A 14,597-nucleotide genomic window follows, 5' to 3' on the forward strand; every position below is an offset into this window, starting at 1 on the left:
GCCTTCATCTCTTTAGCATGTTCCTTTCGCGATTATATAGGTCGTCTTGTTGTTCAAAGTATCGCGCGAGAATATATCCTGGCCGGAAAGGTTGAAAAAGGCCGCTTTCCGGAAATACGACTTCATTAATTTATTTATCTCCTCATATGTCATCTCGCTTATATGGAACGGATTATCGACATGCTTTACCGACTTATCGGCAAGGGGGCATGTAAGCCATAGCTCCCCTTTCGGCTTAAGCCATCCTTTCGCGCGGGACAGGAACGCGGCCGGATCCGTAAGGTGCTCTATAGTCTCTACGGATATTATCTTGTCATATCGGCATTTCGGGCAGAACATCTCTGCGGATGACGCCTGGAACGCGATATTCTCTCTGGAGTGGTGACGTTTGGCATATTCGATCGTCTTCGCATCGCCGTCCACACCGGTCACCAGACGTGCTTTTTCCGCGATAAGCTCCGAACCATATCCGCTGCCGCATGCGATGTCGAGCACAGAATCCGAAGGCTCTATGTGATCCAGGAAGAAGCGGTAGCGCGCAAAATGCCTCTCATAGGCGGCCGCATCGAATATCGTCCTTCTGATGCCGAGCGCGGCGTCATCGTGCATATAAAATCGCTGGACGTTGAACCCGCCCCTCGATTCCCAACTTATGCGCTCTTTCCGAAACGATAGCATTGCTTCGGCAAAAGGGATATCGTAAAGAGTCTCCACATTTACGCTATCTGCCTCATCCATTTCGAATCCATACGAATCTTTACCGAGTAGGAGATCATTCAGCTTCTGGACATCCCTTGCCTTCACAATCCAGATAGCGCCATTCAGTTTATATGTTACCGGCTGGTCCTGGCGTCTGAAATACTTCGGTCCATCCTTAAGAAGGAACTTTGCCCTATTCCGCCCGTCAAGTTTAAGCCCGCCGTAAGGAGAGAATCTCGTACGTGTAACGCTCACCACGCTATCGAACGACTTGAGCGAAATGGCGAACTCTACGGATCTATCGACATGAGAGGCTGTCCTGAGCGGCGCTGACGGAAATAGCAGGGCCAGTATATCCGGCTTATTCTTGTCCATTGCGCTTAGGGCGTGTAATATAACATCCTTTATCGAGACATCGTCTCCGGACAAAACTTTGGGCCTTTCGATAATCCTTATGCCGTGATAGCCCTTATACTTAGAGAGCAGGTCCGGTTCATCCGTAGTAAGATAGACATGTCTTATATGTTTCGCGCCCACCGCCGCGTCAAGCGTATACTCGATTAGGGGCTTAAAATCCAAAAGCACCATGCTCTTCCTGTAAAGGCCCTTCGACCCGCTGCGGGAAGGTATGAGAATATCGATCTTCGGCGTTTTTAAGTCCGGCAAGTTGCCTCCATATTTTTATTGAGCATCTCTTCGATCAGGCAACACCGATAGAAATTTATCCGCGAGATTTATGGCACTGATGGCAATGCTCTTAAGCTCCTCTATATTCTTCATCCTTTCCTGATAGAGCTTGGCTGTCTTCTGCTCTTCTTCGGTAAGCTCGCCGCCTGCCGACCGGACGATCGCGTTAAACTCATCCAGCATACTGGAAACCTCATTCGCCCTCTTCTGGATGCCGCTCTTGATCTTATTAGCGATTATATTCTTAACATCCAGGTTTGCCTCATAATAGTCTCTGCGCGATCCTTTGATCCAGATATTCTTGACGGCCCCCCATTTTTCAAGCTCCCGTATGTTGAGACTTATCGAACCTTTGCTGACTTTCAGCTTACCCATCAGGTCATCGAGCGATAAAGGCTTGTCGCTTAAATAAAGCACCGCATACAACTGAGCTATAAATCGGTTTAATCCAAAACTGTCGCACATCTTACCTATGCTCTCTATAAACTTATCTTGCGCACTTTCTAGTTTAGAATTCATTGTCTCCTCTTTAGTATTTATATTGTTTAAAACATATTAAACGTTGAATAAGTATACTACACCACTGATATCGTGTCAATTAATATGTTATAATCTAGTTCTGAACTCTTCCAATAGCCTTTTATACACCAAATCATCTGTTTCTGCCTCTTTTATCTCATCATACCTGTCTTTTGGGAAGCGAACATAAAATGAAAAGGTTCGAAATAGGCCCTCAAGCTCTTTGCGGGTCATCCCTTTTGGCACAAATTGAACGCCGATAAAAGCCGTCGCATCGTAATCAGGGTCCAAACCCTCCTCCTCGCACAATTTTCTGATAGGAGTACCTTTAAAAGGCGCTAATAAGCTGACTGAGAAGGAATCGGGCTTTACCAATCTATTCAGCTCTATGGTATCGAAGATATGCTTTCTGGTTTCACGAGGCAGGCCTATTATGTTATATGAAGATACCCTTATGCCTAATGAGCTGACGATCCTGAACTTCTCTATTATCTCCTCGTTAGTCATCCTTCTGTTCATGACTTCTCTTCTTATGAAATCATTGCCGCTCTCTATCCCTATTGCGAATGTCCTGCACCCCATCTCTTTCAATATCCCTGCCTTCTCCTCAGTGATAGTGCTTACGCGCGCATAGATAAGAAACGGAAGACCGATCTCCTTTTTGTAGGCATCGGCGTATTCTCTTATATAAGCGGCATTCAAAGAAGTGAAATCCTCATCCCAAAAGCGGATAAAGTTGAAATTATATTTAGCGATTAGGTTTTTAAGCTCTTCAATGCTCCTGGGTATTTTTTTTACCCTGCGATAAACTCCGAGTTCCTTAAACCTTGTTTTAAAGACACTGTTCACGCAATATGAGCAATCGAACAGGCATCCTCTTGACAGTTCATAATTAAGCATCTTATATTGTTCTCCGTCAAACGGCCTGTAAAAATGAATCGGGTCAAAAGATCCGTAATCCGGGTCCGGCAGGCTCGAGATATCTTCCAGCGGCATGCCGGGATTTTTTATTATAACGCCGTCCTGCTTGAACCATATCCCACGCACCGTGCTCAACGGTTTCGCATGCTCGAGCGCATCCATCATGGCCAATATCGTCTTCTCACCTTCTCCGGTACAAATTATATCGCATGCCGGAGAAGCAAGCGTTTCCTCGGGCAGCAGTATGGCCTGGCAGCCTCCGTAGATGACCTGTATATTATATTTTTTCTTGAACGGCAGCAGGAACCGGCTGCTGAATTTAAAATCCACGGTTAATGCGCTTACGCCTATCAGATCCGGACGAAAATCGTTCAAAAGCTTATCGAAATCGGCTTTGTAGTCCGTTCTCTTCAAATCGCAACCTTCGACCATGATACCGAAATCGTATTTATAAAAATCCTTCCTGTCGCGTATGACCTGATCGGCATCGAGCGGCGCGCTCTTAAAGAACATCTTTTTGTAAAGTTCGTAGCTAAATTTCTCGTAATCCGGAAAATCGAACAGCCGGACTTCGTGGCCGTGGCTTTTCAGTACGCTGATCAGGATAGGGATATTAAGCGGAATGTTCCCTTGGCCTGCCCGTGACGGGTTAACAAATAAAACCTTCATCTCTTTTCCTTCTTCCCATCGAATATCTTCCCGAATTCGAACAGGATACGCCTTAACGGCATCTGCTTCTGGGTCCTGAACTTCATCTGTTCTTCGATCTGGTCCAGATTATAATAGAACGTCTTATACGGGACGCCTTTTATAAAAATAGAATCTACGTCCCCGCCGCTCACTATAGAGTGGTCGCCTGATATATCTTCCACAGACGCGATCTTTCCTTCTTTATTCCTGAAATACTTACCGTAATAAGCGTCGAATACCCGCAACTTTTTATCCAGCGTCACAAAGGAAAGAGTGTATTTAACTTTACGGTCTTCGCCGTAAACCCTTCCCCAAAATGCCGGAACGCCCGAATAGGCGCAAAGCGTGGTAAAGACATCCTGAAACTGCTCCTGCACACCGTAGCCTCTTATAATGATATTCAAAATATGGTCGTCGATGACCGGCATGCCGGGCGGAATCTCTTTAATATTTTCACGCGTCCATTTCAGGATAGCCAGCACTTTTTGCTCATCGGTGCTACAGCCCGCGGTTACGTCTTTAGCCAACCTGATGTACTCAAGGTGCCTGGTTAAGAACTCCGCACCCTTTGCATAAAGGGGCATATGGATCTCCCTGACACGGCCATCGACACCCTGCTTTATCGAAACGTCAATAGTGAGAACGGCCGCCGCGGCTGCCGCGAGGATCAGTAACAACAGGAAACGCCGCATCTTCTTGCTTATTGTGAATTGCTTCATGCCTTCCCTTCTGAGCGCGATAAAATGCCGTATATCTTTTCGTATTTATCCGCTCCTTCACTCAGGGAAAGGCAGCGCATCGCCGCATCTCTGCATCTGCGCTTAAGGGTCTCACCTTCGCCTTTCATCGCCATCAGGCGTAATGCCGCATCCTTGTAATCTCTTTCTTCGAAACCTTCGACCACGACCCCGATATTGTTATTTCGCACAAGCTCCTCCGTATCCCCCACCCCGGGATTTATGACAACAGGGACTCCCGAAGCAAGGAACTCACCCATCTTGATGGGCGATGAACCAATCTTCTTGTATGGGTTGATAAAGAATATTCCTGCGTCGGCTACGGCCATATAACGCGGCATCTCTTCAAACCGGATGCCACGTACGATCTTAATGCCCCGTTCATCGATGCCGATAGCCCTCGCTTTTTCGAGAACGGCGGCGGTGTCGTCATTTGTCAATATCAAAAATACGGCCTTGGGCAGATGAGCAGTTAAAACTTTATAGAATTCGAGCATCTCCTTCATCAAATAGAACGTGCCGATCTTGCCCGGGTACATAATAACAAATGAGCCATCGATCCCCAACTCTGAGCGGGTCGTATCGTTATCTCGATTATATCCGAATCGATCCATATCCACGCAGCATGGGATAACATCCATGGGGACATCTCTATCCTTTAAATAATCCAGGGTCCTGTTGAATTCGAGGTGTTTCTGCGTAAGCACCGTTATCGCATCGGCGCGCAATAGCATATTTCTTTCGGCCATTTTGACCGCCCTGAAGGCAAGGCTGTCCTCCTTCCATAATCCGCCTCCCACATATTCCTCAGCGAGAAGCCCTCTCATATCGAAAAGGACCTTCACCTTTAATAATCTCGAGAGCATGAGCACGATAATGCCGGGCGTGATCCCTCTTACATGTATTATGTCGACCTTCTCTTTTCGGACAAGGCGCGATACGGCGGCGGCGCCTGCGGCAAGGTCAAACAGCGTCGACAACAAAGGGGGCCGTTTATGGTAGGGCAGATATCTCCAATCTATGCCCTTCGACCTTAACTCGCCTTTCAGGATTTCTATCTTTCCCTTCCCGACCCTCTCCAGATCCCGTTTCTTCTCATAGGTAAAGAGCATGAAGCCAAATCCCTTTGCGACCAATTTCTCCAGATACGGAACGGCCTGGGAAGGCAGGATCGGCTCGAGCAGGCCATTATAGGATAAGAAAAGGATCTTCGCTTTATTTTGCATGTGAGGCCTTATTCAGCGTCGAAAGCCTGATAAACGACCTGCACGTCTTGATCAGGACCCCGCGGAACTGCGTCAGGGCTATCCGGATAAGCCGTGCGGGATTCCGGATGTTATCCGCAATGAATGCCTTCAGATTAAGCGGCAATATCAGCTTCAGCCGCGCTTCCAGGTAGAGCCTTTCGAACGTCTCCCGCGGCATATCCGCGTAATTTATATGCGGCATCTCCGGATCGCCTATATCGTCCCATTTCGGGAGAGTTTTCTTATCGCGCTTCAGCGCCTCGTAGCTCGACGTGCCGGGAAGTGGCATGAAGATGTTGAAACCCACCATATTCGGTTTCACTCTCTTTATGAACGACAGCGTCTCTTTGAAATCTTCTTCCTTCTCGCCCGGATATCCGACGATGATATTCGCCTGGAAACGCAGCCGGGCCTTGCGCGTCAGGGTGGCGGCCCTCAGGCTTTCGTCGATCTTCAGGCGCTTGTTCATAAGGTCCAGCACCCTCTGCGATCCCGATTCGAACCCGTATTCTATGCCGACGCAGCCCGCATCCTTCATGAGGCCAAGCAGATCATCCGTAATGATGCTCGCTTTTGCCTGCGCCATCCATCGGATCGTCTTATTTAGGCCTTTTTTGATAAATATATTCAGAAGCTCTTCGGCCCTTTCCTTCGAGCTCAGGAACATGTCTTCCGCGAAATAGAGGGCCTCTATACCGTAGCGCGACACGAGCTCCTCTATCTCCGCCACAACACGCCCGGGCGAATGAAAGCGGACCTTACCGCTGAAGATGAGCGGCCCCGCGCAAAAAGTACAGCGGTACGGGCACCCTCTGGCCGTAAAGATCGAAGTTGTCCTTAAACTCAGGTTCCTTGAAGTGAAGCGGCTTGGCCTGGTATAGAATTTCATATCGAGCAGATGTCGCGCCGGCATGGGTAGATCGTCTATATTCTTGATCACTTCGCGCGGCGCGGTAGAGGCGACCGAGCCGCCGTCCCTGTAGTATATCCCTTTTATATCTTTCCGGAGAAGGCCTTCCGCGATATCGAGCAATGCGAACTCTCCTTCGCCCTTCACGACTATATCGACACACGGATTTTCATCGAGACTGAGCGCAGGCTCACCGGAAGGATGCGGGCCGCCCAGGACGATGGCGGCATTACCGCACGAGTCCTTAATGAGCTTTGAGATGTGCCCGACATCGGACATATTAGGCGTCGTAGCGCTTATACCGACGAGATCCGAACCGGATGACCGTATCTCGTCGATCATGATAGCATCGACCTTGTCAAAATCCATCGCGTTCTTCCGCAAGGATGCGTCCCTATCGATGATTCTGACCCGGTGTCCGCCTTTTTCGAGGACTGCCGCGATATAGGCAAGCCCGAGGGGAGGCCAGAACTGCTTATTCTCGTCTATCCTGCTCCGGTGCTTCGACAGGAGAGGATATATAAGCGTTATATTCATCTTCACGCATCCTTGCCGCTGGTGTTGATTATTACAGCTATAACGGGCGAGGCCAATACCAGGAAGAACGGCGTGAAGAGGTCTCTGTGCCTGAATGCCGCGCCGATATTACCCTCTGCCATCGCATGAACGATCACGCCCGCAAACAGCATAATTCCGATCAAGATGGCCGCCCTTGTCTTGTCGCAGGCAAGCTTGAAATAACCGAAGACCGCGAGAAAAAGCACAAGATACCACAGGAGCATCTGAGGATAAGCTACGGCCCTCTCGCGGGACGTCATCTGCCACGGAAACGGCGTAAGCATAAAATAGGAAGTGCTCAGGAAAACCGACTTCAGGAATTCGGGCGGCGGCATCTTGCCGTTCTTTATCGACCTCATGAAATCATCCGAATAAAAATGGTAACCCGCGTAGTCGGATTTCGCAATTGTAAACTGCTTCTCTTCACACGCCTGTATCAATTTGATAAGCGGTTTCGTGTTAACGGAAAAGAAGTATACGCCGCCTGCCAAAAAAATAATTACCGTCATGGATAAGATAGCCATCCTCGATTTCATATTCAAAACGGTAAAAGCTCTTAACGCCACCGCTGCGGCCACCCCTCCCAGGGCAAGCACGAAATGGAAGCGTTGAACGAAAAAATATAGAGTTACTATAGATAAAACCAGGACGCCATATTTCCATATGGCCATTCTGTTATATATAAGGGCAACGCATATATAAACACAGACCATAAAAGAGAGTATGGTCAGGGAATCCTTAAGATTCGCGATGGACCACCGTATCAGGGACGGGTAAAACATCGATATCAGCATAGCTATCCTGCCCGCCTTCCGGCCGAACAGCTCCTTTCCTATCAAGTATGACATCCACCCTATCAGGGTACCTATGATGCAATTTATGATCTTGACGGACATCGGATGGAAACCGAATACTTTATAAAAAAGCGCCATAATAAAAGTAAACGGGTTAACTCCGTACTCTAATGAGCCGCTAAGGTCCTGCACCCAGGAGTAAGGCTTCCCTTCCCATTTGAAGACGATCGCCCAGCTTCTGACGGTATAAAGCAGATCGTCCCCGGAGGTAGCTCCCTCGTATCCCTTGAGATAACTGAACGCATGCAGCGACATGGCTACGCCAAGGCGTATCAGGAAACCGGCTATAAGCACTGAAAGTATAAATCTCCTGTCCTCCAACGGCGCGTTTTTTAAGATAAGGTAACAGACCGACCCGAAGACAATTAAAAGAAATACCGCGCCGGTGAAAAAGAAGCTCGCAGTAGCAAGAGATATAGCGATCAAAACAACGTATAATTTATCTCTCATAAAGACGTTAGCCCCATAACTTTACGCCGAGCCTTCCCGTTAAATACCTGGCCCATCCCGCGAACATGGCGCAATCTATGCTAAATATCAGGAACCCGGATATCACGGCATATGCCGGAACATTCATGAGCTTGAAATATGGCTCGTTGATGTTAATAAGTATTTTTTTTATCACTCTTGCCGCAAAACCGATAACCGGTAAAATAAAAAATATGGGCGACATGAAAGCACCCAATAGGATGCAAATAAACACGGCGATATACATCTTTAATACGGGTATGTGCCAATCTCTCGAGCGGCCGGCCCTCATATCATGATATGAGTAGCTGCAGAATCTCCGGATAACTCTCTTGAGGTTTTCCGGAATATCCCATATCACAAAGGCCTTCGGATTATATAAAACTTTGAACCCCTTATCTTCGACTCTCTCCATAAATATCCTGTCCTCCGCGGCCCTCAGGTCCGGAAAGGCCCCCACCCCTTCCCATACGGATCTCTTCATAAGCGAAGAGGCGATGAAGCGCGTTCTCATGCAAACGCCGTTCCTCGAGGTGAACGGCGGGACTACTGCTATCGCCAGGCATTCCTTAAATAACGTATCGGTCCTCGGAAAATAGCTGCCGTATACTACATCGCAGGAGGCGTCCTTTTCCATAAAAGAATTTAGCTCTTTCAGCCAATCGTTATCGAGCTCTATTCCCCCATCGGTAAACGCGATCAGGTCATGCTTCGCCTCTTTGATGCCTGCGTTTCTTGCCTTGCCGGGGTAGGCCGGACCTATCGAAATGACCTTGACCGCAAGCTTATCGTCTTTACGTGTTTCTATCAGATACCGCGTCTTATCGGCCGATCCGGCGTCGATAAATATGACTTCGTCGGGGGATCTCGTCTGTCCGGCAATGGACGCAAGCAGCCTCGATATGCTGCGCTCTTCGTCTCTGACCGGGATAACTAATGAGATATTCATAGCTCTTTAAGTCCTGTGAGCTTCCTTTCTGTGTCCTTTAAATATATCCTCTATTATCCTGCTTACATCGTATTTGAACTGCCACGACGGATAGTGCTCCTTAAACTTCGAAACATCCGATATCCACCATATGTGGTCGCCTATCCTGTTCTTATCTACATATTCATAATTGAACTTTTTACCGCAGATCTTCTCGCATAGTTCTATCGCCTCAAGCACCGAGCAATTCGAGAACCTTGAGCCACCCATATTATAGACCTCACCCTGGCGGGGCTTGAGATAGAAATGATAAAAGGCGTTTACGAGGTCTTGAGAGTGTATGTTATCGCGCACCTGTTTCCCTTTATAGCCGTAGACCGTATATCTCTTGCCTTCGATACAGCATTTTACCAGATACGCCAGAAAACCGTGAAGTTCTGCGCCCGAATGAGCGGGCCCCGTGAGGCATCCGCATCTGAATGCGGCCGTATTGAGGCCAAAGTACCTTCCGTACTCCTGCACAAGCATATCCGCGGCGACCTTAGAAGCGCCGAACAGGCTGTGGAGGCAATTATCTATGCTCATCGACTCATCGATACCGTTATAATACTTGTGGTCCTTGCGTAATTCGTAGCGTTTATCAAGCTCTACCAGAGGAAGCGAATTCGGGTTATCACCGTAGACTTTGTTCGTCGAAGTGAATATAAAAGCGGCCGCGGGAGCGAAGCGCCTGAAAGATTCAAGAAGCACCAATGTGCCATCGGCATTTATGCTGAAATCCGTATATGGATCGCGCGCCGCCCAGTCATGCGACGGCTGCGCCGCGGTATGCACTATAAGGTCGAAACTGTATTCGCCAAACAGTTTCTCGATGGCGGACCTGTCCCTTATATCGGCATCATAATGGGTATAATCGGCGACCGTTTCGATGAGCAGCTTCTTGTTCCAGTTAACAGAGGCCTCCTCTCCAAAGAACGACCTGCGCATGTCATTATCTACCCCGACTATCTTGAACCCTTTCTGAGAAAAAAACTTGACGCACTCAGACCCTACCAGGCCCGCCGAACCTGTGATTAGCGCTATTTTACTCATATTTTATGGCATCCCATTTCTCAAATTTCCTTATGTTTTCATATCGTTTAGAACGTTTTAAACATTCTGTGAATTGTACCCTATTCACATACCGATTGTCAACATGCTTTAATCTTGGACTATGAGAAAAAGCATTTATTGCATATCGGGATCTTGCCATGCAGCATATTTTTGCGAAACCGCCTGTATTTCGGCGAGTTCCAGATATCCCTTATGGAAACATCTCGATCTATCTTCAATCCGTCCAAAAGGACCGTATTGAAGTCTATGCAGCATGGGGTGACGTTTCCGTTACACATGATTGAAATGGCCCTGTAGGCCCAACCGCACAAATTCTTTTTTCCTTCTATTATGGCTTTCTTATCCTTCTCGTTCAGCGTAAGGTCCTTTTGCAGCGGAGCTATCGAATATCCGTCCTCATCCGATAAACCGGTAAATTCATGGAAAAAGCCTTTAAAGAGCAGCCTGTCCGCACCCAGCTCCTCCTTAAGCCTCTTAGCGCCTCCTTTCTGGCTCTCCGAATACCTTGTAAGGATCATCTGGACGACTACCTCCGGCTTTAAGAGGCCCTTCTCCTTTTTTGCGGCGGTGAGGTTCTTTACAAATTCGAAGACAAGCTCAAAATTTCCGCCCTTCCTGAAGCTCTCGTATGCTGTCTTGTCCGTCCCGTCGACCGAAATACTGATCAGGTCCACACCTGTTCCTAACAGCCTGCGAACCAATTCTTTCGAGTCCGGTATATTGCCGTTTGTGTGCAGCTCTATGCGCGTGTAAGGAGATGATATCCTGCGCAGCTTTTTCAGGTAATCGATCATCTTATTATTCAAAAGCGGCTCGCCGAAGATGAAGGGATATATCGTGTCGAAATATCTGAAATTTATCCTGTTCTTTTCCGTTATATTGTCGAATAGCTCCTGCGGTATAAGCATCGGCGGCCTGTTAAGCTGCCCGAGGCCGGTAGGGCAACCCCTGCATTGCAGATTGCATATAGTGGTCGTCTCGATCGATATCTCCGAAGGGAACCCCAGGCTCACTCCCATCCTGAATCCCATCGAAATATGTATCAGTATCTTATTCACAAAAAAATAGAGCTTCTTCCGGAATGTTGCGAGAAATTGCCCCTTTGTTATGGCCCGCACTATCTCTTTGCTGCCGAAATCTATCATGAATATCTTTTTAAAGTTCATGAACAACAGCAGGAAAGCGGTATTAAGGCTGAAGCCGTAATCTATTATAGCGGCATCGAAGCCCATCCCTTTAAATATCTTCAATTGTTTCACAACTGAGGGTGCGCCTTTAGGCTCAAGGCTTGCCAGCTCAAGGACCGTTATTCCAAAGTCGTGATTTTTTGCCACATCTTCGGTGTTCGCGGTGATAAGCGTTATATCGTTTTCGGGAAAATATTTTCTGGCAACGGTTGCCGACGTATAGGCCCAGGAATAATTCGAAAAAAGGGCTATCTTCTTAAGGTTACTCATTTGCTCAGGGGCCTCCATGTCGATCATTTTCCTTTCTTATTAAAGTATACCGATACGGCCTCGGCGCATCTCCTCGCCTCGTCCTTTGAAATAGTGAGCGCGATCCATCCCAGGCCGACTGCTATCTTTATAATAACACTGCCGATATTCACATCCGGTATGAAATATATAATTCCAAGAAATACCACGCTCTTCATGATCCGCGCGATATTATTCCCTGTTAATACAAATCCCGTGTCATACTTCGAATAGATCATGTAGACCGCCACAAGCATAAGATTCGTGAACGCGATAGACAGGTTAAGGCTGCGAAAACCGATTATGGAAAAATGTGTTAATGTCAGGTATGACAACAATAGCACCGCATTATATCCTATCGTCGAAATAAGTATAACCCCCTTAAACTGCTTTCGGGCCATCAGGGCCGTACTGAACATACAGAAGAGTATAAAAAATATATCTCCTATGGCCTGAATTGCCAGAAGATCATATGCTTTCATAAATTGCCCGGAAAACAAAATAAGGATGATATATTTCCTGAAGATGATACAGCCGGCCGCTATCGCCGTAGAAACAAGGACAGCAAACCGCACAAACTGGTTCAGCTCCCGGTTGATGTCCTTATTATCTTTTAAGGCGCACATCTCAGGATAGAAATGCCCCCAGATGCCATTCGTCACAAAAGGAAGATAGTAAGCGCTTATACCATAAGCGACCTGGTAATATCCGTTCGCGTCCGCGCTATATTGTTTCATAAAAAGGCTTCTCAGGTAAAGAATAACGAACATATTAACGTTAGCCGGTATAAAAGATATGAGCCCGTATTTAAAAAGCTGCTTCGAAACCGCACGCGATTCTTTGTCCTTGAACAGTCCCCATCGGATCCTCGGCGCTAACGCTATCTTATTCTTGAGGAAATACGACGCCATGCCGAACCCTATAGCAGAAACTATAAGTATCTGTACAAGCACCCCATCCACTCTGTAAAAGTAAACGGCCGCTATAAGAATAACGAGCGTTGCCACCGTATACCAGATCATCAGCTTCGTGTACTCAGCAATCTTTCTGAACCCGTAAAAAATAGGATCGGCCATGCCGATCATATATAGCGCAAGCGGAGTTACCAGGGTAATGCCCACAAAATATATCCAGTACCTGCTGTCCGAAAAAACGAATTTCGTAAGGTCTTTTGAAAAAGGCAATACCGCGGCTATGAGCAGTAAGGATGCCGCAAGTTGAAATGTACCGGCTGTATTGATTATGAGCGGTATCTTATCTTCTCTCTTTTCCGCAATGCTTTCAGAGATATATTTAGTTATGCCCATACCCATATTAAGCGAACAGAATTGTATCGTAAGGCCGGAGTACATGAGGGCCTGGCTGATGACCCCGACGCCGGCAGGGCCCAGATAACATGCAAGAAATTTCGCCCGGATCGCGCCGGCGAATATCTTGACAAGCGTAGCTACGCCCAAAATCGAAGCGACCTTTAATATCCTTCTCATATGCTCATAAGGCTGTCATATATCGTCTTCTCATTCTCGATCGATCTTTCCCGCGAATAACCGGATACGGCGGCCTTGCGGCAATAATCGCCCATCGCGAGCCTGAGCGATTCATCCTTCAGGATATCGACGGCCTTTTCCGCCATGGTTCGGACATCACGAAAAGGAACTATGTACCCCATCTTACCGTCTTCGAGGAACTCCCCGTGCCAGTCAAAATCATAAGTGACGATCGGCGTCGACGCGAGCGCTGATTCCACCAGCGTAACGCCGCCATGCGGGGCGAGCAGGAGATCCGCCGTATAAAGAATATCGATAAGCTCTTCGTACTTCTTCGGTCCAAGGAAGATAACGCTCTCCTGGAGCCCTTCCCGGCGGGCCATCTCCTTCAGCGGTTCCTCCAATATCCCTGAGCCGGCCACGAGGAGCACGGCGTCGCCGACCGATCGCCTTATGATGGCGAGCGCCTTTAATGCGTCTTCAGGATATTTGACCGGATGCAGCCTGCCGACGTAAAGCAGGATCTTTTTATTATCCAGGCCCATCGCGCCTTTCAGGTCTTTTCTGGAATCCGGATCGCTGTAGTGCAGCCTCTCGACGCGGACTCCGAACGCCCTGTACTTCCTCAGGCTCCTTTTCGGGAAACTCGCCGACTTTGAATAGAACTTCCTGTCCGCCATCACTATGTCATATGAATTTATTATGGCGGACTCGAAAAGCTTCTCCAGCCCTCTTGAAATGAATATGGGAGCCGACACCTTCCCCGTCCCCCGATACTTCATGCCGAAATCGGAGTTCATGTGCAGCACGCATGGAAGCCTGAACCATCGGGAGACCATAAGGCCGTTGAAGCCCAGGAGATGCGGGTCGTGCGCTTTAACGAAACTTATATTTTCACGCCGCGCTATCCGGAACGCCGCTGCCAATATCTTCAGCTCGGTGAAGAGCATGCTCATCATGGTAAATCCGGAATTATACAATGTATTGTCGGGATGCGCGGCCACACTGTAAAAAAATATCTTATCCTCCATCTTCTCGAACCTGTCATACCTGTTATTAAAATCCAGATAGATGTAGTGGTGCTTCGAAATATAACCGTTCAGGAGCGCATCCTCGAACATGCTCGAATATTTATTGCTTATGAGGTCGAATACGGCGAATGAGAGCTCATTGACGGGCCCCGCGCCATGTCTTTTCTTCTTAAAAAAAGCGAGCGCGGCAAACGCTGCGGCCGTAATAATGCCGAAGATGACGCCGAACAGGACAAATGCCGCCCTATCGCAGATCTGTATTACTCTCTTCAC

At 47.8% G+C, this 14,597-nt stretch carries 12 protein-coding genes; all 12 read right to left on the reverse strand.

The features are described 5' to 3' along the window. Positions 1 to 12: 12 nt before the first annotated feature. The 12 genes from NTY76_02570 to NTY76_02625 all read right to left on the reverse strand — a co-directional run bounded on the left by NTY76_02570 (position 13) and on the right by NTY76_02625 (position 14,597). A complete protein-coding gene (locus NTY76_02570; GenBank protein MCX5677972.1) occupies positions 13 to 1,365 on the reverse strand; it encodes a methyltransferase domain-containing protein in 1,353 nt (450 codons plus the stop codon). Between the two features lie 15 nt (positions 1,366 to 1,380). Further along, positions 1,381 to 1,905, reverse strand: a complete 525-nt coding sequence (locus tag NTY76_02575) for an HTH domain-containing protein (protein MCX5677973.1) — start codon at positions 1,903 to 1,905, stop codon at positions 1,381 to 1,383. Positions 1,906 to 1,992: 87 nt separating this feature from the next. Continuing rightward, positions 1,993 to 3,495 carry a radical SAM protein gene (locus tag NTY76_02580; GenBank protein ID MCX5677974.1) on the reverse strand — a complete coding sequence of 501 codons (1,503 nt, stop codon included), beginning with the start codon at positions 3,493 to 3,495 and terminating at the stop codon, positions 1,993 to 1,995. Then, entirely contained in the window at positions 3,492 to 4,235 is a 744-nt protein-coding gene (locus NTY76_02585; protein MCX5677975.1) for a transglutaminase-like domain-containing protein, read from the reverse strand. Before NTY76_02585 ends, NTY76_02580 begins: the two co-directional genes overlap by 4 nt. Further along, a complete protein-coding gene (locus NTY76_02590; GenBank protein ID MCX5677976.1) occupies positions 4,232 to 5,479 on the reverse strand; it encodes a glycosyltransferase in 1,248 nt (415 codons plus the stop codon). Before NTY76_02590 ends, NTY76_02585 begins: the two co-directional genes overlap by 4 nt. Then, positions 5,469 to 6,947, reverse strand: coding sequence for a radical SAM protein (locus tag NTY76_02595; GenBank protein ID MCX5677977.1), 1,479 nt, complete (start codon positions 6,945 to 6,947; stop codon positions 5,469 to 5,471). The genes NTY76_02590 and NTY76_02595 overlap by 11 nt, the downstream gene beginning before the upstream one ends. A 2-nt stretch (positions 6,948 to 6,949) precedes the next feature. Continuing rightward, on the reverse strand, positions 6,950 to 8,272 hold the full coding sequence (locus NTY76_02600; protein MCX5677978.1) for a glycosyltransferase family 39 protein: 1,323 nt from the start codon (positions 8,270 to 8,272) through the stop codon (positions 6,950 to 6,952). 7 nt (positions 8,273 to 8,279) lie between these two features. Next, entirely contained in the window at positions 8,280 to 9,239 is a 960-nt protein-coding gene (locus tag NTY76_02605; GenBank protein ID MCX5677979.1) for a glycosyltransferase, read from the reverse strand. 6 nt (positions 9,240 to 9,245) lie between these two features. Beyond that, entirely contained in the window at positions 9,246 to 10,310 is a 1,065-nt protein-coding gene (locus NTY76_02610; protein ID MCX5677980.1) for an NAD-dependent epimerase/dehydratase family protein, read from the reverse strand. Positions 10,311 to 10,429: 119 nt separating this feature from the next. Next, complete coding sequence (locus tag NTY76_02615) at positions 10,430 to 11,788, reverse strand: radical SAM/SPASM domain-containing protein (protein MCX5677981.1); 1,359 nt, start codon at positions 11,786 to 11,788, stop codon at positions 10,430 to 10,432. Between the two features lie 23 nt (positions 11,789 to 11,811). Continuing rightward, positions 11,812 to 13,293, reverse strand: a complete 1,482-nt coding sequence (locus tag NTY76_02620) for an oligosaccharide flippase family protein (protein MCX5677982.1) — start codon at positions 13,291 to 13,293, stop codon at positions 11,812 to 11,814. After that, entirely contained in the window at positions 13,290 to 14,597 is a 1,308-nt protein-coding gene (locus NTY76_02625) for a glycosyltransferase (protein ID MCX5677983.1), read from the reverse strand. Before NTY76_02625 ends, NTY76_02620 begins: the two co-directional genes overlap by 4 nt.

This window comes from Candidatus Omnitrophota bacterium, assembly GCA_026387175.1.
Classification (GTDB): domain Bacteria; phylum Omnitrophota; class Gorgyraeia; order 2-01-FULL-45-10; family 2-01-FULL-45-10; genus CAIMPC01.